Source organism: Streptomyces sp. NPDC002795, from assembly GCF_042888725.1.
Classification (GTDB): Bacteria; Actinomycetota; Actinomycetes; order Streptomycetales; family Streptomycetaceae; genus Streptomyces.
This window is the reverse complement of record NZ_JBIAQB010000015.1, coordinates 88995-110262: the sequence shown is the minus strand read 5'-3', so window position 1 is coordinate 110262 and position 21268 is coordinate 88995. Positions and strand designations below refer to the sequence as shown.

General features: G+C 69.1%; 25 protein-coding genes. 9 read left to right on the top strand and 16 right to left on the bottom strand.

All coding sequences use genetic code 11. The annotated features are described in order from the left end of the window. Positions 1-7 precede the first annotated feature (7 nt). From ACFYWS_RS35415 to clpS, 6 genes are all read right to left on the bottom strand, one after another. The gene (locus tag ACFYWS_RS35415) at positions 8-286 is read right to left on the bottom strand and encodes a MoaD/ThiS family protein (protein WP_389283308.1); all 279 of its coding nucleotides are present in this window, start codon (positions 284-286) and stop codon (positions 8-10) included. Positions 287-410: 124 nt separating this feature from the next. After that, positions 411-512: a putative leader peptide gene (locus tag ACFYWS_RS35410; protein WP_018531834.1), complete on the bottom strand. Its 102-nt coding sequence runs from the start codon at positions 510-512 to the stop codon at positions 411-413. Positions 513-615: 103 nt separating this feature from the next. Next, positions 616-1032, bottom strand: coding sequence for a Mov34/MPN/PAD-1 family protein (locus ACFYWS_RS35405; protein ID WP_389283305.1), 417 nt, complete (start codon positions 1030-1032; stop codon positions 616-618). Positions 1033-1120: 88 nt separating this feature from the next. Continuing rightward, positions 1121-2557, bottom strand: a complete 1437-nt coding sequence (locus tag ACFYWS_RS35400; protein WP_389283304.1) for an amino acid permease — start codon at positions 2555-2557, stop codon at positions 1121-1123. A gap of 333 nt (positions 2558-2890) precedes the next feature. Continuing rightward, positions 2891-3496, bottom strand: coding sequence for a DUF2017 domain-containing protein (locus ACFYWS_RS35395; RefSeq protein WP_389283302.1), 606 nt, complete (start codon positions 3494-3496; stop codon positions 2891-2893). A gap of 10 nt (positions 3497-3506) precedes the next feature. After that, positions 3507-3824 carry an ATP-dependent Clp protease adapter ClpS gene (gene clpS / locus ACFYWS_RS35390; protein WP_326015606.1) on the bottom strand — a complete coding sequence of 106 codons (318 nt, stop codon included), beginning with the start codon at positions 3822-3824 and terminating at the stop codon, positions 3507-3509. 164 nt (positions 3825-3988) lie between these two features. On the opposite strand from clpS, the gene ACFYWS_RS35385 reads away from it, so the two are divergent. Next, positions 3989-5317 (top strand): nicotinate phosphoribosyltransferase, encoded by a 1329-nt coding sequence (locus tag ACFYWS_RS35385; protein WP_389283300.1) that lies wholly within the window; start codon positions 3989-3991, stop codon positions 5315-5317. A 92-nt stretch (positions 5318-5409) separates the two neighbouring features. After that, positions 5410-6000 (top strand): isochorismatase family protein, encoded by a 591-nt coding sequence (locus ACFYWS_RS35380; RefSeq protein WP_389283298.1) that lies wholly within the window; start codon positions 5410-5412, stop codon positions 5998-6000. Positions 6001-6259: 259 nt separating this feature from the next. Here the strand turns inward: ACFYWS_RS35380 and ACFYWS_RS35375 are convergent, their stop codons facing one another. Together ACFYWS_RS35375 and ACFYWS_RS35370 are read right to left on the bottom strand one after the other, a co-directional pair. Then, positions 6260-6586, bottom strand: coding sequence for a hypothetical protein (locus ACFYWS_RS35375; protein ID WP_389283296.1), 327 nt, complete (start codon positions 6584-6586; stop codon positions 6260-6262). Positions 6587-6710: 124 nt separating this feature from the next. Further along, complete coding sequence (locus tag ACFYWS_RS35370) at positions 6711-9119, bottom strand: immune inhibitor A domain-containing protein (protein ID WP_389283295.1); 2409 nt, start codon at positions 9117-9119, stop codon at positions 6711-6713. 315 nt (positions 9120-9434) lie between these two features. Between ACFYWS_RS35370 and ACFYWS_RS35365 the strand changes: the two genes are divergently transcribed. Next, positions 9435-9725 carry a hypothetical protein gene (locus ACFYWS_RS35365; RefSeq protein ID WP_389283293.1) on the top strand — a complete coding sequence of 97 codons (291 nt, stop codon included), beginning with the start codon at positions 9435-9437 and terminating at the stop codon, positions 9723-9725. Positions 9726-9761: 36 nt separating this feature from the next. Here the strand turns inward: ACFYWS_RS35365 and ACFYWS_RS35360 are convergent, their stop codons facing one another. Together ACFYWS_RS35360 and ACFYWS_RS35355 are read right to left on the bottom strand one after the other, a co-directional pair. After that, entirely contained in the window at positions 9762-10412 is a 651-nt protein-coding gene (locus ACFYWS_RS35360) for an RDD family protein (protein WP_389283291.1), read from the bottom strand. 66 nt (positions 10413-10478) lie between these two features. After that, complete coding sequence (locus ACFYWS_RS35355) at positions 10479-11909, bottom strand: RDD family protein (protein ID WP_389283290.1); 1431 nt, start codon at positions 11907-11909, stop codon at positions 10479-10481. A 232-nt stretch (positions 11910-12141) separates the two neighbouring features. On the opposite strand from ACFYWS_RS35355, the gene ACFYWS_RS35350 reads away from it, so the two are divergent. Beyond that, positions 12142-12621, top strand: a complete 480-nt coding sequence (locus ACFYWS_RS35350; RefSeq protein WP_389283288.1) for an SsgA family sporulation/cell division regulator — start codon at positions 12142-12144, stop codon at positions 12619-12621. Positions 12622-12643: 22 nt separating this feature from the next. Here the strand turns inward: ACFYWS_RS35350 and ACFYWS_RS35345 are convergent, their stop codons facing one another. The 6 genes from ACFYWS_RS35345 to hppD form a co-directional block, all read right to left on the bottom strand. Next, positions 12644-12841 carry a hypothetical protein gene (locus tag ACFYWS_RS35345; RefSeq protein ID WP_389283287.1) on the bottom strand — a complete coding sequence of 66 codons (198 nt, stop codon included), beginning with the start codon at positions 12839-12841 and terminating at the stop codon, positions 12644-12646. A gap of 150 nt (positions 12842-12991) precedes the next feature. Beyond that, entirely contained in the window at positions 12992-14362 is a 1371-nt protein-coding gene (locus ACFYWS_RS35340; RefSeq protein ID WP_389283285.1) for an FAD-binding oxidoreductase, read from the bottom strand. A 173-nt stretch (positions 14363-14535) separates the two neighbouring features. Then, on the bottom strand, positions 14536-15123 hold the full coding sequence (gene nthA / locus ACFYWS_RS35335) for a nitrile hydratase subunit alpha (RefSeq protein WP_389283283.1): 588 nt from the start codon (positions 15121-15123) through the stop codon (positions 14536-14538). After that, positions 15113-15412, bottom strand: coding sequence for an SH3-like domain-containing protein (locus ACFYWS_RS35330; RefSeq protein WP_389283282.1), 300 nt, complete (start codon positions 15410-15412; stop codon positions 15113-15115). Before ACFYWS_RS35330 ends, nthA begins: the two co-directional genes overlap by 11 nt. Further along, a complete protein-coding gene (locus tag ACFYWS_RS35325) occupies positions 15405-15689 on the bottom strand; it encodes a hypothetical protein (protein WP_389283280.1) in 285 nt (94 codons plus the stop codon). The genes ACFYWS_RS35330 and ACFYWS_RS35325 overlap by 8 nt, the downstream gene beginning before the upstream one ends. Positions 15690-15711: 22 nt before the next feature. Next, positions 15712-16857 carry a 4-hydroxyphenylpyruvate dioxygenase gene (gene hppD, locus ACFYWS_RS35320; protein ID WP_389283278.1) on the bottom strand — a complete coding sequence of 382 codons (1146 nt, stop codon included), beginning with the start codon at positions 16855-16857 and terminating at the stop codon, positions 15712-15714. 141 nt (positions 16858-16998) lie between these two features. Between hppD and ACFYWS_RS35315 the strand changes: the two genes are divergently transcribed. From ACFYWS_RS35315 to ACFYWS_RS35295, 5 genes are read left to right on the top strand one after another with little or no spacing between them, the layout of a single operon-like run. Then, positions 16999-17469 (top strand): Lrp/AsnC family transcriptional regulator, encoded by a 471-nt coding sequence (locus tag ACFYWS_RS35315; RefSeq protein ID WP_389283276.1) that lies wholly within the window; start codon positions 16999-17001, stop codon positions 17467-17469. 34 nt (positions 17470-17503) lie between these two features. Then, entirely contained in the window at positions 17504-18151 is a 648-nt protein-coding gene (locus ACFYWS_RS35310; protein WP_389283274.1) for an ABC transporter permease, read from the top strand. After that, positions 18144-19409, top strand: coding sequence for a betaine/proline/choline family ABC transporter ATP-binding protein (locus ACFYWS_RS35305; protein ID WP_389283272.1), 1266 nt, complete (start codon positions 18144-18146; stop codon positions 19407-19409). The genes ACFYWS_RS35310 and ACFYWS_RS35305 overlap by 8 nt, the downstream gene beginning before the upstream one ends. Further along, positions 19406-20284 (top strand): ABC transporter permease, encoded by an 879-nt coding sequence (locus ACFYWS_RS35300; RefSeq protein ID WP_389283271.1) that lies wholly within the window; start codon positions 19406-19408, stop codon positions 20282-20284. Before ACFYWS_RS35305 ends, ACFYWS_RS35300 begins: the two co-directional genes overlap by 4 nt. Beyond that, on the top strand, positions 20281-21261 hold the full coding sequence (locus ACFYWS_RS35295) for a glycine betaine ABC transporter substrate-binding protein (RefSeq protein ID WP_389283269.1): 981 nt from the start codon (positions 20281-20283) through the stop codon (positions 21259-21261). The genes ACFYWS_RS35300 and ACFYWS_RS35295 overlap by 4 nt, the downstream gene beginning before the upstream one ends. Positions 21262-21268 lie beyond the last annotated feature (7 nt).

The following is a 21268-nucleotide window of genomic DNA, read 5'->3' as shown; positions in this document are numbered from 1 at the left end:
AGCCCGCTCAGCGCATTCCGCCGGCCACGGCCGGCAGGATCGTGATGCTGTCGCCGTCGGCGAGCTTGGTGCTGATGCCGTCGAGGAAGCGGACGTCCTCGTCGTTCAGGTAGACGTTCACGAAGCGGCGCAGCTGGCCGTTGTCCACGATGCGGTCGGCGATGCCCGTGTGCCGGGTGTCCAGGTCGGCGAAGAGTTCGCTGAGGTTGTCCCCGGCGCCTTCGACGGCCTTCGCGCCGTCGGTGTAGGTGCGGAGGATGGTCGGGATGCGGACCTCGATGGCCATGCTGGGCTCCTGTCGGGAGTCGGAAGTCGTGTGGGTGAGCGCGCCGGGGCGCGGGCGTTTCCGGTCAGGTGCGTGGGTGGCGGGAGCCGCGGGCCCTCGGTCGAGGGGCGCCCGGCGATCCGGCTCAGCGCGGACAGATGGCGCTGGCGAGGCGGCACAGGTCGACGTGCAGCCGCGCCACGAGCAGCGTGCCCGGCGTCTTTTCGCTCACGTCGTGGGAAACCATGGGCTCATCGTATCGATTCCCGGTCCGGATCCCGGAATGTGATCTCACCATGCGGTCGAAATGCGTCCGGTGACTGAGAACCGCGTGGTCGGGAGTGTGCCGTTCAGGCGGTGATCTCGACCTCTTCCTCGGTGATCTCGCCCTCGACGATGCGGTACGAGCGGAACTGGAAGGGGCCCGCGTCGTCGGCGTCGGCGGTGGAGACCAGGACGTAGTGGGCGTTCGGCTCGTTCGCGTACGTGACGTCGGTGCGCGAGGGGTACGCCTCGGTGGCCGTGTGCGAGTGGTAGATGACCACCGGCTCTTCGTCGCGGTCGTCCATCTCGCGGTAGAGCTTCAGCAGGTCACCGGAGTCGAACTCGTAGAACGTGGGCGAGCGGGCGGCGTTCAGCATCGGGATGAAGCGCTCGGGGCGGCCCTCGCCGACCGGGCCCGCGACGACGCCGCAGGCCTCGTCGGGGTGGTCCTTGCGGGCATGCTCGACGATCTGGTCGACCAGGGTCTGGGAAATCTTCAACATGCGGCCAGCATAAGCAAATGGGCCCTGCCGTACCGGAGTGCGGTACAGCGGGGCCCACTTGGTGAGACGTGGCGTGAGACGTGGTGCGTCAGTTGCGCTTCGCGAAGGAGGCGCTGTCCGGGTTCCGCTTCTTCAGGAAGAAGTACGAGACACCCAGGACCGCGGCCCAGACCGGAGCGGCGTACAGGGAGACGCGCGCGTCGGGGTCGATGCCCATCAGGACGATGACCATGAAGATGAACGCCAGCGCGAGGCCGCTGACCCAGACGCCCCACGGCGCGCGGAACTCGGACTTCGGGAGCTCGCCGCGGTCGGACTTGAGGCGGTAGCGGATCTGGCAGATCAGGATGATGATCCAGGCCCACATGCCGGAGATGGTGGCGAAGGAGACGACGTAGTTGAACGCCTCGCCGGGCCACTGGTAGTTGATCCAGACGCCGACCATCATCATCGCGGCGGAGAACGTGGTGCCGACGACCGGCAGACCGTTCTTGCTCAGCTTGGTGAAGAACTGCGGGCCCTGGCCGTTCTGCGCGAGGTCGCGCAGCATGCGGCCGGTGGAGTACATGCCCGAGTTGCAGGAGGACAGCGCGGCGGTCAGCACGACGAAGTTGACGATGGCGGCGCCGACGCCGAGGCCCATCTTGTCGAAGGCGTGGACGAACGGGCTCTCGCCGGCCTTGAAGGACGTCCACGGCACGACGGAGAGGATCATGATCAGGGCGCCGACGTAGAAGACGGCGATGCGCCACGGCACGGTGTTGATGGCCTTCGGCAGGACCTTCTTGGCGTCCTTGGCCTCGCCCGCGGTGACGCCGACGAGCTCGACCGCGAGGAACGCGAACATCACCATCTGGAGGGTCATCAGCGTCGAGCCGATGCCGTTCTCGCCGGCGAAGAAGCCGCCGATGTCCCACAGGTGCGAGATGGAGGCGGTGTCACCGGCGTCGGAGAAGCCGATGGTGAGGATGCCGGCGCAGATCAGGATCATGCCGATGATGGCGGTGACCTTGACGGTGGAGAACCAGAACTCCAGCTCACCGAAGAGCTTCACGGAGATCAGGTTGGCGCCGTAGAGGATGACGGTGAAGACGAGTGCGGACACCCATTGCGGGATGTCCCACCAGAACGTCATATAGGTGGCCGCCGCGGTGACCTCGGTCATTCCGGTGATGACCCAGAACAGCCAGTACGTCCAGCCGGTCGCGAAGCCCGCGAAGGGGCCGATGAACTCGCGCGCGTACTCCGAGAAGGAGCCGGACACGGGGCGGTACATGAGGAGCTCGCCGAGAGCTCGCATGATGCAGAAGATGACCACGCCGGCGACCGCGTACGCCAGGATCAGGCTGGGCCCCGCCTTGGAGATGCCCTTGCCCGCGCCGAGAAAGAGGCCGGTCCCGATGGCGCCGCCGATGGCGATCATCTGGATCTGCCGGGCCCCGAGTCCCCGCTTGTAACCCTCGTCGGTCTCGGCCTGCGCGGCCTCATTGCCGTCGTGCTGCTCGTCGACCTGCACTGAGGTCATGGTGTGCGCCTTTCTCCATGCCGATCCGTGCCGTACTCGGCTCGGATCGACTGTGACGATCCTTCGGGGTCTGGGCCCCTGGATGGATGGAGCTTGTGCCTACCGGCGGTCGGCCGGTCGGGGCGCCCTCCGACAGGACAGGGGTGGCGTCCTTCGGGTGGTCGTGAAGATTTATCACGGCGTTCACCGGGGTCGGCCGAGGCGCGTGTGGCGTACGCCACGAGCAAAACGGGACAAAACAAATCACCGCGCCGCAAGCTGGGTGGGCGCGGTGACGGGATCGTTATACGGATTTGAGGGCCCGCTGAGCGAACAGGCCAACCTGACCGGCGGTCAGGCCGTCAGGGTCTCGACGAGGGTCTCCTGGAGCCCGCCGAGCCACAGGTACGCCATCACCATCGGCTTGCGCGCGTCGTCGTCCGGGAGCCGGTAGAGGAGGTCCGTGTCCTCCTCGTCGGTGATGTCGAGGCGGGTGCCGATCGCGAGGCGCAGATCGTTGAGCGCCCGCATCCACTGGATGGACTCGCCCTGAGACAGCTTGAGGACCGCTCCCCCGTCTCCCGCCGGGCTGAGCGTGTCGAGCGTGCGGATCACCGCGAGGGCGTCCTCGCGCTTGCCGGCCCGCAGGTCGTTCTCGGTGAAGCGGCGGAACTCCGAGGAGTGGGCGCGCAGTTCGTCGGCGCCCTCGGGGGTCTCGTCCTCGGTGCCCGGGCCGCCGTACGCGTCGGGGAAGAGGCGGCGCAGCACCGCGTCGGAGGGCGGTTCGCTCGGTCCGTCGGCGAAGAGCTCCGCGAGCGGGTCGTCGCTCACCTCGCCGCCGGGGCCCGGCCCGATCAGCTCGAGGAGCTGGACCGCGAGCGAGCGGATGATGGAGATCTCGACGTCGTCGAGGGCGACGGCCGCGCCGCCGCCGGGGATCGGTTCGAAATGTCCTGGCATCGGGATGCTGCTACTTCCGATCCTGTTGAAGCGTGGCCCACAGGCCGTACCCGTGCATCGCCTGCACGTCGCGTTCCATCTCCTCGCGGCTGCCCGCGGAGACGACGGCCCGGCCCTTCTGGTGCACGTCCATCATGAGCTTGGTGGCCTTGTCCTTCGAGTACCCGAAGTACGCCTGGAAGACATACGTCACGTAACTCATGAGGTTCACCGGATCGTTGTGGACGAGCGTGATCCAGGGGACGTCCGGCTCAGGGACGACGGATACCTCCTCCGTCGTCTCGGGCCTTTCGATCTCAAGGGGTGTTGGCGCCGTCACAGGGCCCATGCTGCCACCACCACCCGGCCCACGCACAAACGGGCGCAGAAATCGTCACCCTGACGTTAATCGGGGGTAGCATCCATTCCATGCTCCAGCTTCCGGGGGACAACCCCCGGACCCCCGGCCGACAATCGGCGTCGGCCCCGACGATGCATGCGAGGTAGACCGCTGTGAACGTAGCGGACCTGGGCCTGCCGGTGGACGTTCCGTCGACTGCGCTCTTCACCGACCACTATGAGCTGACGATGCTGCAGGCGGCCCTCCGCGGCGGCACCGCCGACCGGCACTCCGTCTTCGAGGTCTTCACCCGGCGCCTGCCCGAGGGGCGCCGCTACGGCGTCGTCGCGGGCACCGGGCGCGTCCTGGACGCGGTGGAGAACTTCCGCTTCGACACGGACGTGCTCGACTTCCTGCGCGAGCGCGACGTCGTCGACGAGCCGACGCTCCAGTGGCTCGCGGACTACCGCTTCTCCGGCGACATCTGGGGCTACCCCGAGGGCGAGGTCTACTTCCCCGGCTCCCCCGTGCTGCGCGTCGAGGGCTCCTTCGCCGAGTGCGTGCTCCTGGAGACGGTGATCCTCTCGATCCTCAACCACGACTCGGCGATCGCCGCCGCGGCGTCCCGGATGTCGTCGGCCGCGGGCGAGCGGCCGCTGATCGAGATGGGCGCGCGCCGCACGCACGAGCTGGCCGCCGTGGCCGCCTCGCGCGCCGCGTACGTGGGCGGCTTCGCGACGACCTCGGACCTGGCCGCGGGGTTCCGGTACGGGATCCCGACCGTCGGCACCAGCGCGCACGCCTTCACGCTGATCCACGACACCGAGCGGGACGCCTTCCGCGCCCAGGTCGACTCCCTGGGCAAGGGGACGACGCTGTTGGTGGACACGTACGACGTACAGGAGGCGGTCGCGACGGCCGTCGAGATCGCGGGGCCCGAGCTCGGCGCCGTCCGGATCGACTCCGGCGACCTGCTGCTCGTCGCGCACCGGGTGCGCCAGCAGCTGGACGATCTCGGCGCCACGAACACCAAGATCGTCGTCACCTCCGACCTCGACGAGTACGCCATCGCCTCGCTCGCCGCCTCACCCGTGGACGCGTACGGGGTGGGTACGCAGCTGGTGACCGGGTCCGGGCACCCCACCTGCTCGATGGTCTACAAGCTGGTCGCGCGCGCCGAGTCCGCCGACCCGAAGGCGCCGCTGGTGCCCGTGGCGAAGAAGTCGGCGGGCGGGAAGACGTCGATCGGCGGCCGCAAGTGGGCCGCGCGCCGGCCGGACGCGGACGGGGTCGCGGAGGCCGAGGTCGTCGGCACGGGGGCCGTCCCGGCGGAGCTCGCAGACCGGCAGCTCCTCGTCGAGCTGGTCAAGGGCGGCGAGGTGGTCTCCCGTGAGCCGCTCGACGCGGTGCGCGAGCGGCACATCGCGGCGCGCGATCTGCTGCCGCTGTCGGCCACGCAGCTGTCCAGGGGCGAGCCGGTCATCCCGACCGAGTACGTCTGAGGGCGGCCGCCGCACGACTGCGCCCCATGCCCTCTCCCGCAACGCACTTGAAGCTTCTACGCTCGTAGTCTCCAAGCAGAAGGACAGCAATCATGCGTCGCGCCCTGATCGTCGTGGATGTGCAGAACGACTTCTGCGAGGGCGGCAGCCTCGCGGTGGCGGGGGGTGCCGATGTCGCTGCCGCGATCACCGATCTCGTCGGGCAGACCGGGGGCGGGTGCTACCAGCACGTCGTCGCCACGCGTGACCATCACGTCGACCCCGGTGAGCACTTCTCGGAGGCGCCGGACTTCGTGCGCAGCTGGCCGCGGCACTGTGTCGCCGGGACCGAGGGGGTGGGGTTCCATCCGAACTTCGCCCCCGCGGTCGCCTCCGGCGCGGTCGATGCCGTGTTCGACAAGGGGGCGTACTCGGCGGCGTACAGCGGGTTCGAGGGGGCGGACGAGAACGGGGTGCCGTTGGCGGAGTGGCTCCGTGCGCGGGAGGTGTCCGAGGTGGATGTGGTCGGGATCGCGACGGATCACTGCGTTCGCGCTACCGCGCTCGACTCGGCTCGGGACGGGTTCCGTACGAAGGTGTTGCTTGACCTGACGGCCGGGGTTGCGGCGGCCTCCACCGAGGCGGCGCTGGATGAGCTGCGCTCGGCTGGGGTCGAGCTGAGTGGTAAGCCCGTCGTGGCTTGACGCCGCGGGGCGCTGCCCCGGACCCCGCGCCTCAATCGCCGGCGGGGCTTGATTGGCTCGACTGCCGCAGGGCTTGAGCGGCTCAATCGCCGCAGGGGCTTGAGCAGCTCTATCACCGCAGGGGCTTGATCTGCTCAATCGCCGCAGGGGCTTGAGCAGCTCTATCACCGCAGGGGCTTGATCTGCTCAATCGCCGCAGGGGCTTCAGCGGCTCTGTCGCCGCAGGGCTTGATGGGCTTGATCGTCGGTGGGGCTCCGGTTAGACGCCTGACGGGCTCGCTCTGCCCGGGAGGAGGGCGCGTATCGGGTGCCACAGTTCGCCCGATCTCGTGTCCGGGGCCGTGCGCCAGATGAGGCCGTCCGGGTGGTGGAGGACCGCTGTTATCTCGTCCGGGGTCGGCGGCTGGGCGTTGCCCCGGAGGTAGACCGCGCGCAGGCCCAGGTTGCGCAGGCGGGTCAGCGCCCGGGGGCGGGTCGCGGCGTGCACCAGGACCCGCACGGCGCCGTCGGCGGAGCCGGGCGCGGGCAGGGTCAGAGCGACCACCACGGTGCCTCCCGGCAGCTTGCAGAACCCTCCTGCGGACATGACTGTCACACCCCCGTGAGACGTAGTGTCAATAAGGAACTCACAGGACGCACCTAAACACGACCGGCCGCGACCCCGCTAGAGGGTCGCGGCCGATACGTTTCTGACCTGCGGTTTTACCGGGCTACTTGGTCGAGGGGCCCACCTTGACCGTCATCGAGGAGCCGTCGAGCGGCTGCTTCACGATGCTGATCTTGGTGTTGGTGTCAGTTGTGCGCACGCTCCCCGTGGGGTTCTCCTCGTACCAGTACGTGCCCTTGTGATCGTCGAAGACGGGCGTCCCCGACTGCGCCGGGATCTTCGTTTCGACGCCCAGCTTGTGGAGCTTCATGCCGGGGACCGGGTAGCGGCCGAAGGCGGCGTCGTACGGCGTGATCTTGTTGGTGATCAGCTTGCCGTCGGACCACTTCAGCGGCTTCGCGTGCGCGTCGACCGGGAGGATCAGACCCTTGCCGGGGTGCTGGCCGACGTTGTTGTTGCGCTGCGAGGTGTCCCACTGCCAGATCATGAGGCCGGGGCGGTACGCGTAGTGCTCGACCCAGTTCTGCTTGGCCCCGCCGTCGCGCCAGCCGAAGTTGTACGGTCCGACCTTGAGGGTCTTGTCGTACGACACGTACTGGCGGTTCTCCGCGATGTAGAACTGCGGGTAGTCGCCGGAGATGGACGCTCCCACGCGGGAGAAGCCGCGCGTGGTCCAACCCGCCTGCTCCGTCTCGGCGTTGTCGGAGAAGAGCGTCGCGCCGTCCGCCTTGACCGTGAAGTCGTCGAAGGCGAAGCCCATTTGGGCCACTCCGCCGTCGGTCTTGTAGCGGAAGCGGACGTCGATCTTCTGGCCGGCGAAGGCGTCGAGCGAGTAACTCAGCTGCTGGAACGTGCCGTTGGTGCCCGTGAGGGCCGGCTTGTCGCCGCCGTCGCGCGGGATCGGGGAGCCGTCGGCGGTGCCGTCGATCGTCTTCCAGCTCGCGCCGCCGTCGGTGGACACCTGCGTGTACAGGTAGTCGTAGTCCTTCTCGATGTCGTACCAGCCGTCGAGTTCGAGGGCCGCCGACGTCTTGCCGGTCAGGTCGACCGTGCGCGAGAGCGTGTTGTCGAGGTCGTCGCCGTAGTCCGACCACCACTGCTTCGTGCCCTCGGCGGGCTTCACGATGTCCGTGGTGACGTTCTTCTTCGGCAGTTCGACGACGAGCGCCTGCTTGAGCTTGGTGTTGTACTCCGCGACACCCAGCTTGTGCGTCGACCTGGTGGCGGCCTTCGCCTTGTCGTAGTTCAGCCAGCCGAGCTGGAGCTTGTCCCAGGCGGTCATGTCGCCCGGCATGTCGCCGATCGAGTCCTTGCCGGTGCCGAGCCAGGAGCCCGCCGACATCAGCGACCAGAAGCCCACCGAGTTCTCGCCGGAGTACGTCGTGTCGTACAGGTCGGGCAGGCCCAGGTCGTGGCCGTACTCGTGGGCGAAGACGCCGAGGCCGCCGTTCTCCGGCTGCATCGTGTAGTCGCCGACCCAGATGCCGGTGTCGCCGATCGGGGTGCCGCCCGCCTTGAAGCCGGACGGGCCCGTGTCGCCGTCGTCACGGGAGAAGGCGTAACCGCGGTGCGCCCAGAGGGAGTCGCCGCCCTGCGCGCCGCCGCCGGCCGAGCCGTCCTCGCCCGCGTGCACGATCTGGAAGTGGTCGATGTAGCCGTCGGCCTCGTTGAAGTCCCCGTCGTTGTCGTGGTCCGTGCGGTCCCACTGGTCGTACTGGGCCATGTCGGCCTTGATGTCGGCGTCCGACTTGCCGGCCGCCTTCTGCTGCGCGACCCAGGCGTTGACGCCGTCGCGGACCAGGTCCTCGACGTTCGGGCAGTTGTCGGCGCCGCAGTAGTTGGAGCCGTAGCGGGCCTCGTTCCAGTCGACCTTGACCCAGTCGGAGACCTCGCCCTCGACCGAGTAGCGGCCCGAGGAGGTCTTCTCGTAATAGGTCTTGAGGGACTCGGCGCCCTTGCCCGACGCGGTCTTGCCGGACCCGAAGTAGAGGTCCTTGTAGTGCTGGGAGTTGTAGTCCTTCTGCCAGGCCGTGCTGTTGTCCTTCGCACGGTCCGGCTCGGCTATCTGGTTGTGCAGCGGGCCCGGCGTGCCGCCGTACTTGGGCTTCAGATCGGGGGTGTCGTCGTCCGCGCGGTCGACGAGCGTCGTGTTGTCGACCTTGTCGCCGAACTCGGCCAGGATCGTGAAGATCTTGTCCGTGCGCTCGCGGCCCAGCTCGACGTACTTGCCCTTCGCCAGCTCCACGACCTTGGAGCCGTGCTTCTCCTGGACCTTCGACGTGCCCTGGAGGACCTGCTGAAGCGCGGCCTGCCGCTGCTTCTCCTGCTGCTTGCTGAACGGGCCGTCGAAGACGTGCCCCTTACCGCCGTACGTCTTTCCGTCGGCGGTCGCACTCGTAGCGGCCGGAGTGTCGGCCTGGGCGGTGGTCGCCGCGAGCGAGCCCGTGGCCGCGGTGGCGGCGAGGGTCGCGAACACGGCGACCGATCTCAACGCCCGTCTCTTGGTGGTCACTTGAGAGATCCCCTCCTCCGTGGCATGAGCGCCACGCGTCACAAGTGACGTCATTCGACCGGAAGTGGAGGAGAAATAACAGACCTTGACTGGGACATTCAATTGGCACTATGCAGAGCGTCCGGTTCGGAATGCGGACGCGTCGGCCGAGGCCGCGACCACGAGCAACAGGCGCACCCTGACGTCCCCTTGGCAGCCCCGGTGACTCCGTGCGCCCCCCATGCTCCGGCGGCATTGCTTAGGGCATGCTTACCGAGTGCTCTGCTCGGGCACAGGTCCGAATAGTCCCCCGATGTCACGAGGACGGATCTCACCATGCCTCGCCCGACTGTCGCTCAGCTCGCCTACGGTTCGGCCACCGTCGTCTGCTCCACCATCGCCATGGTCCTGCTGTCCCGGACGGAGTCGGGCCCAGGCATCCCCGTCATCGCCGTCTCGGCGCTCATCCTGGGCCTGTTCGTGGCGATGTCGGTGCCGACCCGCAAGCGAGGGACCGCCGCCGCGAAGGAGCGGGTGCCGGCGCAGCGTCTCAGCACCACGGTCCCCTCCCCTTCCGCCCCGACCTCGGCCGAGGCCGCACGCGCACGCGAACCGGCGGGCCCGTGAGACACGGGCCCGCCGGTTGTCCGGTGTGGGGTTCGGTCAGGCGGCGCTGACCACCACGGTTTTCGCCGCCTTGTCGTGCAGACCCTGCTTGTAGGGCTTGTCGAAGAAGCTCCAGCCGCCGCAGATGGCTGTCCAGATGCAGGCGCAGCAGAACACTGCGGGCACCCACAGGACGGCCGCGCGCAACAAGTTGGTCTGCATGCTGGGCGTCGCGCCGTCACTCAGGTTGGCGACGCGCAGCTTCAGCAACTTCTTGCCGAGCGTCTGCCCGGTCTTCGCCGTCATGATCGTGTCGTAGCCGATGTAGAGAATGGCTCCGATCAGCGACTGGGCGAGCCGCTTGCCCGCGTCCATCTCGTCGGTGTCGATGTTGTACTGGCCGACCCCGAAGAGCCACGACAGCAGGCCCACGACGATCGTGATGATGATGATGTCGATGATCCGCGCGAGGACGCGCTTGCCGCTGTCGGCCAGCGGCGGCATCCCCGAGAGCGGGTCGGCGGCGCCGTAGCCACCACCGTAGGGATCACCGCCGTACGGGGGCGGTGGCGGTGGGGGCGCCGAGCCGTAGGGGTTCTGGGGGTTGTCGTACGGCGAGCCGCCGCCCTGGTCGGTGGGCGGCGGCTTACGGAACGGGTCGTCGTCCGGCGGCTGGCCGGACCCGGAGGGCGGCGGTTCGGTGCTCATGGCCCGAGTCGAACGCGAACCCGGCCGCCCTGCACGTGGCGGGCCGCCGTCCGGATGACCCGGCCGTCACTCGGCCGCCACGAACGTGCGCGCCACCTTGTCGTGCAGGCACTGGCGCCACGGGCGGTCGAAGGCGCCCCACAGGACTCCGAGGACGCCCACCCCGAGGAGGCCGGGCACGCTGTAGGCGAGCCAGCGCTTGAGGGCCGAGACGAACGTCGGGGCCTCGTGCTCCTCGATGTCACGGACCGTCAGGCCGAGCAGCTTCTTGCCGAGGGTGTGGCCCCACTTCGACGTCGGCAGCGCCTCGTAGAGCGTGCCGACCACGAGCAGCACCGCGAGCACGATGCCGAGGTACGTGCCGGTCGTGCCGTCGAGCAGCCAGACCGTGACCTGGCGCCCCGACTCCTTCGCCTCGTCGATCTTGCCGTTGATGTGGTCGGCGGCCTTGGTGCCGAGCGGCACTGCGGCGATCGCGGTGATCCCGCCGACGACGACCGAGTCGATGAGCCGGGCCGCGAACCGCTTGCCGAGACCTGCCGGGCGGGCTGCCGCTGCGGCCTGCGCCGCGGCGAGGAACGGGTCGCTGGCCACCGGCTTGAACGGGGCCACCGGACCGTTCGGATCGGCCGCGGGTGCGGGTGCCTGGCCCTGCATCGGAGCCTGTCCCTGGCCCGCCAGCTGGTGCACCTGCTGCGGCCACGAAGGGGAGCCGCCGCCGGGCCCCTGCGTCATGGGGCTCTGGAGATGCGCCTGCGCCTGGGGCGGCTGGTGGTGCTGCTGTTGCTGCGGCTGCTGGGGCTGGTGCTGCTGCGGCTGCTGTTGCGGGACGTTCGGCTGGGCCGGGGCGGCCGGCGCCTGCGGTGCGGGCTGCGGGTTGAGCCCCGCGCGGGCCTGCGCCTGGGACTGCCCCGGGGTGGCCGCCCCACTCTGCCCGCTCTGCCCGTCCTGCTTCGGCAGCGCGCGGAACGCCATCGTGCCGTCGGCGGGGGCCGGCTGCCCGGCTCCCGGCTGCTGCATGGCGCGGAGCTTGACCGTGCCGTCCGTGCGCTCCGGCGGCGCGGACGCCTCCGGGGAGGCCTGCTCGGGGGTCTCCGCGCCCGGCTCCGAGCCCCAGGAGACCCGATGGGCCTGTTCGGCGCCGAAGCCCGTCTGCCGGGCGGTGTTGGCCTGCCAGGCGGACGCGGGCTCGGGCGCCGCGGGTGCAGGTGCGGCGTGCTCCGAGGGCCCCATCTCCGTACGTACGGAGGGCTCCTCGTCGAGGAAGACGGGGCCCGTCTCCTCCGCGGGAGGGGGTTCGGACACCGAGGTGGGGGCGGGGGCGGCGCCCGCTCCGGGCCGCACCGGAAGGGAGGTTCCGTCGGAGGGGGCGGGGCGACTGGTGCCCGGAACCCACGCAGCCCCGTTCCAGTACCGGACATATCCGGGAATGGACGGATCGGGGTAGTAGCCTTCGCGGGGCCTGTCGTCGCCGGGGGCCGGGGTTGGCGCACTCATGTCCGTCGTCCCGTATCTGCTCGGGGGTCTTGTTGTGGGTTCCACATCTATCAGACCGCCGCACCCGCCCGTGCCGCTCCGCCGTTACGGACCACTTTCCGGGGAACGTGGGGCCCCTGCCGCAACACGGAGAAATATCTTCGTCGAACTCGCGTAATGATCCCGGCAGATCGTGCTCTCACCTTCCAACGGGCCCGCTCCGGGCCCGTACGACGGAGAGGAAACGCACGACATGCACACCGTGGTGGAACGCGAACTGGAACTGAAGCTCGTGCTCTCGCCGGAGCGGAGCATCCCCGTCCCGGCCCGACTGGCCTACCGAACCGACGACCCCTACGCCGTCCACGTCACGTTCCACATCGGCTCGCATCACCCGGTCAACTGGACGTTCGCCCGCGAGCTGCTCGTGGAGGGCGTGTTCCGGCCGTGCGGGCACGGGGACGTGCGGGTGTGGCCGACGAAGGTGGGCGGGCGCAGCGTGGTTCTGGTGGCGCTGAGTTCGCCGGACGGGGACGCGCTGCTCGAAATGCCGACCGCGCAGGTCTCCGCCTGGCTGGAGCGGACGCTCCGGGCGGTGCCGCCCGGCACGGAGACGGAGCAGCTCGGCATCGACGACGCCCTGGCCGCCCTGCTCACCCCGACGCCGGCCGCCGACGACCTGTACCTGTGCGACCCGTGGCCGGGGGACGAGTCGTCCTCCGAGGACCTGTGAGGGCCCTCGCGCGGGGGCGGGGTCACGCGGAAGGTGCGCCCGGGTCCGGCGTGCCGGTGAGCGAGGGGGCCGCGGGCGCGGGGCCCGGGTCGGCGACCGCGGCGCCGACCCCGAGGCCGACGGAGGAGAGCGCGATGGCGCCGACCAGTACGGCGGCGGTCGTCCTGCGGCGGCGGGCGGACTTGTCGTGGTTACGGCTGGCGTTGCTGGTGGTGCTCATCGGCGGGACCTCATCGGGATGCAGGATGCCGGCCGGCGCCCTGACGGCCGGCCGTGCGACCCCTTCAGGATCCCGCCGCAGGGCCCCTCGCCACATGAGGCTTTCGTCCTTTATGCGGGCCGTACGTCACCGGGGCCGCACTCCCCGCGATCAGAACAGCTTGCCGGGGTTGAGCAGGCCGTGCGGGTCGAAGGCCGCCTTCACCGACTGCTGCATCTCGACGCCGACCGGGCCGAGCTCGCGGGCCAGCCACTCCTTCTTCAGCACTCCGACGCCGTGCTCGCCGGTGATGGTGCCGCCGAGTTCGAGGCCGAGCGCCATGATCTCGTCGAAGGACTCGCGGGCTCGGCGCCCCTCGTCGGCGTCCTGTGCGTCGAAGCAGACGGTGGGGTGCGTGTTGCCGTCGCCCGCGTGCGCGCAGACGCCGATGGTCAGGGCGTACTTGTCGGCGATCCGCTCGACGCCTTCGAGCAGCTCGCCGAGCTTGGAGCGCGGCACGCACACGTCGTCGATCATCGTGGTGCCCTTGACCGCTTCGAGGGCGGTGAGCGACAGGCGCCTTGCCTGGAGCAGCAGTTCGGACTCGGCGGCGTCCTCGGCGGGCACGACCTGGGTGGCGCCCGCGGCCTCGCACAGCGCGCCGACGGCCGCGAGGTCCGCGGTGGGGTCCGGGGTGTCGAAGGCGGCGAGGAGCAGCGCCTCCGTGGTCTCCGGCAGGCCCATGTTGGCCATGTCGTTGACGGCCTTCACCGTCGTACGGTCCATGAGTTCGAGCAGGGACGGAACGTGCCCGCCCTCCATGATCCGGCAGACCGCATCGCACGCGGCCTCCGCCGAGGCGAACTCGGCTGCCAGTACCAGCTGTTGGGGCGGCTGCGGCTTCAGCGCGAGCGTCGCCTTCACCACGATACCGAGGCTGCCCTCGGAGCCGACGAAGAGCCGCGTCAGGTCGTAGCCGGCGACGCCCTTCGCGGTGCGCCTGCCCGTCTGCAAGAGCCGTCCGTCGGAGAGGACGACGTCGAGCCCGAGGACGTACTCCGCCGTTACTCCGTACTTCACGCAGCACAGGCCGCCGGAGGCCGTGCCGATGTTGCCGCCGATGGTGCACATCTCCCAGCTGGAGGGGTCCGGCGGGTAGTAGAGCCCCCGCTCGTTGACCGCGCGGGAGAGCGTGGCGTTGATGACACCCGGTTCGACGACGGCGATCCGGTCGACCGGGTTGATCTCCAGGATGCGGTCCATCTTGACGAGCGAGAGGACGATGCAGCCCTCGCTCGCGTTGGCCCCGCCCGACAGGCCCGTGCGGGCGCCCTGCGGGACGACCGGGACGCGCAGCGCGGTCGCCGTGCGCATCACGTGCTGGACCTCTTCGACGGTGCGCGGCAGCACGACGACGGCGGGGGTGCCCGCGTCGCAGAAGCTCGCCATGTCGTGGGCGTACGAGGCGGTGACGTCGGCGTCGACGATGATCGCTTCCGCGGGCAGGCCCGTGCGGAGCTCTTCCATGAGGGTGCGGCTCATGATCACACCTTTGCACTCCGTGCCACCGGTGTGAACCCCCAACCATGCGACTCCCTTCAGCCCGGTGCAGCCACATCAAGCCCCTGCGGCGATTGAGCAGCAGGGTCCGGGGCAGAGCCCCGAGGCCGCAACACCGAAGCCGCCTGCTCAAGCGCCGCAGGGGCTTGAAGGCGTCACACCAGCGCCGTGCCGATCAGGCCGTTGCGGGTGACCAGGGAGGCCAAATCCGCCTCGCTCAACCCACCCGTCCCGGCGGGACGCCGTGGCAGCACCATGTAGCGGGTCTCCGCGCTGGAGTCCCAGACCGTGACCTCGACGTCGTCCGGGAGCGTCACCCCGAACTCGCCCAGTACCGCCCGGGGTTCACGCACCACGCGCGAGCGATACGCCTCGCTCTTGTACCAGCCGGGGGACGGGCCGAGGAGCCGCAGCGGGTAGCAGGAGCAGAGCGTGCACACGATCATGTTGTGCACGTCCTCCGTGTTCTCGGCGACCCGCAGCCGCTGGGGCTGAACTCCCCCGGAGGAGAAGCCGAGTTCGGCCACCGCCGCCGAGCCGTCCGCGAGCAGCCGCTCCTTGAACGCCGGGTCGGTCCAGGCGCGGGCCACCACCTTCGCGCCGTTGACCGGAGACGCGCCCGCGAGGAAGCCGTCGATGACCTCGTCGACCGTCTCGCCGCCGACGATGCCCTTGTCCTCCAACAGGCTTTCCAGGAGGCGTACTTGGCGGGAGATCACCGCGTCGTCGTGGTTACCGGACATCGGCGCCGACCTCCTCGAAAGGCTCCAGATAGCTCTCGGACAGATCGAGGACGACGTCGTGCTCGCCCTCGCCCCACAGCTCGCGCGCCGCGAACCGCACCGCGTAGATCATCTCGACGGGGGCGTCCTCGCGCCCCTGCGCGCGCACGTCGGCGAGCGGCGCCCGGCCCTCCGGCTCGACGACGACGCCGAGCTTGCCGCGGGCGTAGCGCGGCAGGCGGGTGTGGTGCGGCGGGTCGTGCCGGTAGGTGCGGACCACGTCGCCGGGTGCGTAACGGAGTTCAGGCACCGTCCAGCGCCCCTTCCTCGATGACGCCCTTGCGTTCGAGGAGCGTGCGGATCGCGTGGAACCAGCGCTCGTAGTACGAGGCCGCCAGGTACTCCTGGGGCGGCATCGTCTCGATCGCGTCCCGGAACTCGTCGAGGTTGAAGACCTTCCGCACGAGCAGCGCGCGCTGGAGCGCGAAGACCCGCGCCTCCCAGTCCGCGTGGAAGGGTTCGGCGTCATCGCTGGTGTCGATGGCGCCGAACCCTGTCGTTCCGCCCACGTCGTTCATTCTGGCCATACGGCCAGCTTAGGAGCCCGCGTCAGAGATTTCCGCGCTTCTCCTGCTCCCGCTCGATCGCCTGGAACAGCGCCTTGAAGTTGCCCTTGCCGAAGCCCATGGAGCCGTGCCGCTCGATCATCTCGAAGAAGACGGTCGGCTTGTCCTGGACCGGCTTGGTGAAGATCTGCAGCAGGTAGCCGTCCTCGTCGCGGTCGACGAGGATCTTCAGCTCGCGCAGCGTCTCGACGGGCACGCGGGTCTCGCCCGCCCACTCGCCGAGGGTGTCGTAGTACGAGTCCGGGGTGTCCAGGAACTGAACTCCGGCCGCCCGCATGGTCCGTACGGACGCGACGATGTCGTTCGTGGCGAGCGCGATGTGCTGGACGCCGGCGCCGCCGTAGAACTCCAGGTACTCGTCGATCTGCGACTTCTTCTTCGCGACCGCCGGCTCGTTGATCGGGAACTTCACCTTGAGGGTGCCGTCCGCGACCACCTTCGACATCAGCGCGCTGTACTCGGTCGCGATGTCGTCGCCCACGAACTCCTTCATGTTCGTGAAGCCCATGACCTTGTTGTAGAACGCGACCCACTCGTTCATCTTGCCGAGTTCGACGTTGCCGACGCAGTGGTCGATGGCCTGGAAGGTGCGCTTGGCCGGGGGCTCGACGATCGGGGCGGTGGCGACATAGCCGGGCAGGTACGGGCCGTCGTAACCGGAGCGCTCCACCAGGGTGTGGCGGGTCTTGCCGTACGTGGCGATGGCGGCGCGCACGACGGTGCCGTGCTCGTCCTTCGCCTCGTGCGGCTCCTCGATGCCGCGGGCGCCGTGCTGCGTCGCGTAGGCGTACGCGGCGCGCACGTCCGGGACCTCGATGGCGAGGTCGACGACGCCGTCGCCGTGCGCCGCGACGTGGTCCTGGAGGAAGGTGCCCCACTCGGTGGCGGCCTTGATGACCGACGTGAAGACGAAGCGGGCCGAGCCGTTGGTGAGGACGTAGGAGGCCGTCTCGCGGCTGCCGTTCTCCGGTCCGGAGTAGGCGACGAGCTTCATGCCGAAGGCGGTCGAGTAGTAGTGCGCGGCCTGCTTGGCGTTGCCCACGGCGAAGACGACCGCGTCCATGCCCTTGACCGGGAAGGGGTCTGCCTGCCGTGCGGTGTCGGGGGTGTGGTGTGTGGTCTGCGTCATACCGTGAGGTTCCCGCCGGTCCGCAAGGTGCGCAATAGTTTGCGTTTTCGCTGGGCAATGTGACCAGTGCGGGGCCCGTTTCTGCGGGCTTCTTGTACAGGGTGACCACCCGGAGACGGGGCGGCGGACACGGAGGCGTACATGGCGATCGACGATCTGGACGGGCGGCTCATCGTGCTGCTCGCGCGCGAACCGAGGATCGGGGTCCTGGAGATGTCCCGCCGGCTCGGCGTCGCGCGCGGCACCGTGCAGGCCCGCCTCGACCGGCTTACCTCGAACGGAGTCATCCGCGGGTTCGGCCCCCAGGTGGACCCGGCGGCGCTCGGCTACCCGGTCACCGCGTTCGCGACGCTGCAGATCAGGCAGGGGCAAGGCGCCGACGTCAGGACCCATTTGGGCGGCGTCCCCGAGGTTCTTGAGCTGCATACGACGACCGGCAGCGGGGACATGCTGTGCCGGCTCGTGGCCCGCTCGAACGCGGATCTCCAACGTGTGATCGACCGGGTTGTCGGTTTTGATGGCATCGTCCGGGCTTCCACGGCGATCGTCATGGAAAATCCTGTTCCGCTGCGGTTCATCCCGCTCGTGGAGCAGGCGTCAGGAGATTCCTGACGGCTATCCGAGCACCGCCCGGGAGTGAGGTGCGATGAACTTCTGGGACTACCTGGGCGCCCGGCACCAGCAGCTGCTCGCCGACGCCTATCAACACGCGAGCGCCGTCTTCCAGTGCATGGTCCTCGCGACCTTGATCGGCATCGTCATCGGCATCTTCTCGTACCGCAGCGAATGGGCCGGGAACCTGGCGACGACCGCCACCTCGACCATTCTGACCATCCCCTCCCTCGCCATGATCGGTCTGCTGATCCCGATCGTGGGCCTCGGCGTCGCGCCGACCGTCATCGCGCTCACCCTGTACGGGCTGCTGCCGATCGTGCGGAACGCGATCGTGGGCCTGCGCGGCGTCGACCCCGCCCTCATCGACGCGGCGAAGGGCATCGGGATGTCGCGGACCGCCCGGCTGTTCAAGGTGGAACTGCCGCTCGCCTGGCCGCCCATCCTCACCGGGATCCGGGTCTCCACGCAGATGCTGATGGGCATCGCGGCCATCGCCGCGTTCGCCTCGGGCCCCGGGCTCGGCAACGAGATCTTCCGCGGCATCGCCTCCCTGGGCAGCGCCAACGCGCTCAACCAGGTGCTCGCCGGAACGCTCGGCATCATCATCCTCGCCCTGCTCTTCGACGCCGCGTACGTCCTCATCGGACGGCTGACCATCCCGAGGGGGATCCGTGCCTGACACCACCACGACCGAAGCCCCCGAGGCGTCCGGGGCCAGCATCGAGCTGGAGAACCTCACCAAGCGCTACCCGGGCTCCAGCGACCCCGCCGTGGACAGCGTCAACATGGAGATCAAGGCGGGCGAGCTGATCATCTTCGTCGGCCCTTCGGGCTGCGGAAAGTCCACGACGCTGAAGATGATCAACCGCCTGATCGAGCCGACCGGCGGGCGCATCCGCATCGGCGGCGAGGACGTCACCGACATGGACCCGGTGAAGCTGCGCCGGAAGGTCGGCTACGCGATCCAGTCCTCCGGGCTCTTCCCGCACATGACGGTCGCCCAGAACATCGCGCTCGTGCCGAAGATGATCGGCTGGTCCAAGTCGAAGATCAAGGCGCGGGTGGAGGAGATGCTCGACCTGGTCGGCCTCGACGCCGCCGAGTACCACGGCCGCTACCCGCGCCAGCTCTCCGGCGGGCAGCAGCAACGCGTGGGAGTGGCAAGGGCATTGGCGGCCGACCCGCCCGTCCTGCTGATGGACGAGCCGTTCGGCGCCGTCGACCCGATCACCCGCGACCACCTCCAGGACGAGCTGATCCGGCTCCAGCACGAGCTGCACAAGACGATCGTCTTCGTCACGCACGACTTCGACGAGGCGATCAAGCTCGGCGACCGGATCGCGGTGCTCCGCGAGAAGTCGCACATCGCGCAGTTCGACACCCCCGAGGCGATCCTCACCAACCCGGCGGACGACTTCGTCTCCGGGTTCGTGGGCGCGGGCGCCGCACTCAAGCGCCTCAACCTGACCCGCGTACGCGACGTGGAGGTCACCGACTACCCGACGGTGGGCGTCGACGACCCGCTGCAGGAGATCTTCAACAAGCTGCGGGCGGCCGGCACGAACGAGCTGCTGCTGCTCGACAAGCGCGGCCGGCCCTACAAGTGGCTGCGCCGCGGCGACCTGATGCGCGCCAAGGGCTCCCTCGCCCGCGCGGGCACCCTCGTGCACGACACCGTCACCTGGGACGCCACCCTGCGCGACGCCCTCGAAGCGGTCCTCACCGACAACGCGGGCCGCGTCGCGGTGACCGGGCGGCGCGGCCAGTACGAGGGCGTCGTCGACATGGAGACGCTGATGAACTCCGTACAGGAACTCCTGGAGGCCGACCGTCTCGAAGCGGTCGAGCACCAGCACGAGCTGGAGGAGAAGCGCGCCGAGCAGACACATCACGAGCAGGAGGGCTCCCAGGGCGCCGGCGGGGGTGTGAAGGCGTGAGCACACCGTCCCGAAAATCGCCTCCGAAGGGCGCGCGCCCCGAGGGCGAGCACGAGGTCAAGGGCCTCGCGTTCCGCGACGAGGGCCAGGGCGAGCAGGAGGCACCGCCGCCCTCCCCGCCCACCCGGAAGCGGCCGTCCCGCATCACCTGGAAGAAGCTGACGTTCCTTCCGGTGTTCCTGATCCTCGTCCTGCTGATCACCTGGCTCTGGTTCCGCAACGCCGACCTCGACACGATCTCCGAGAACGCCATCTCGGACGGCAAGGTGTGGAAGGCGCTGCGTCAGCACATCAGCCTGACGGTGATCTCGACGTTCTTCGTGCTGATCATCGCGATCCCGCTGGGGATCGTGCTGACCCGCAAGATGTTCCGCAAGGCGACCCCGTTCGCCCTGGCGATCGCCAACATGGGCCAGGCGACCCCGGCCATCGGCCTGCTCGCCCTGCTCGTCATCTGGCTGGGCATCGGCGAGAAGTCGGCCCTCATCGGCATCATCATCTACGCGATCCTGCCGGTGCTCTCCAACACCATCGCGGGCCTGAAGGCCAACGACCCGACGCTCCTCGAAGCGGCGAAGGGCATCGGCATGTCGCCGATGGGCGTGCTGAGCAAGGTCGAACTCCCCCTCGCGGTCCCGCTGATCCTCGCGGGCGTGCGCACGGCGCTCGTCCTCAACGTCGGCACGGCGACGCTGGCCACCTTCGGCGGTGGCGGCGGCCTCGGCGTCCTCATCACCACCGGAATCACCAACCAGCGCATGCCGGTCCTGATGCTCGGCTCGATCCTGACGATCGCACTGGCCCTGCTCGTCGACTGGCTGGCCTCGCTGGCCGAACTGATGCTGCGCCCGCGCGGGTTGGAGGTGCGCACATGAAGCCCACGAAGTACCGCGTACGTGTGGCCGTCGCGGCGAGCTGCGGGATCGCGCTCCTCGCGAGCGGCTGCGGACTGACCAGTGGCAGCCCGCTGGTCGACGACGTGCAGCCCGGCTCCGTCGGCAAGGGCAAGCCGCTGGAGGGCGCGTCCCTCACCGTCACGTCCAAGGAGTTCACCGAGCAGCTGGTACTCGGCGCGATCATGGGCATCGCGTTCAAGGCGGCCGGCGCGGACGTCCTCGACCGGACCGGCATCCAGGGCTCCATCGGCGCCCGCGAGGCCATCAAGTCCGGTGACGCCGACGCCATGTACGAGTACACGGGCACGGCCTGGATCACGTACCTCGGCAACTCGGACCCGATCACCGATCCGCAGAAGCAGTACGAGGCCGTGGCCAAGGCCGACAAGAAGAACGGCATCACCTGGCTGCCACAGGCCGAGCTCAACAACACCTACGCGCTCGCCATGAACGACGCCAACTTCAAGAAGTACGGCACCACGACGCTCTCCGAGGTCGCCGCCCTCGCCAAGAAGAACCAGAAGGCCGTCACGCTCTGCGTGGAGAGCGAGTTCGCCAACCGGGCCGACGGACTTCCCGGTATGCAGAAGGCGTACGGGATGAAGCTGCCGCCCGCCAACATCACGCAGATGGACAGCGGCATCATCTACACCCAGGCGTCCAAGGGCAGTTGCACCTACGGCGAGGTCTACACGACCGACGGCCGGATCAAGGCGATGAAGCTGAACGTCATGGAGGACGACAAGAAGTTCTTCCCGAACTACAACGCGGCGCCCTCGATCAACAGCGAGGCGCTCAAGAAGTACCCGGAGATGGCGGACATCCTGGAGCCGATCACGAAGAAGCTCAACAACACCGTCGCCCGGGACCTCAACGCGAAGGTGGACGTCGACGGGGAGGACCCGCACGCCGTGGCGAAGGACTGGCTGGTCAAGGAGGGCTTCGTCAAGGAGTGAGCCCGCC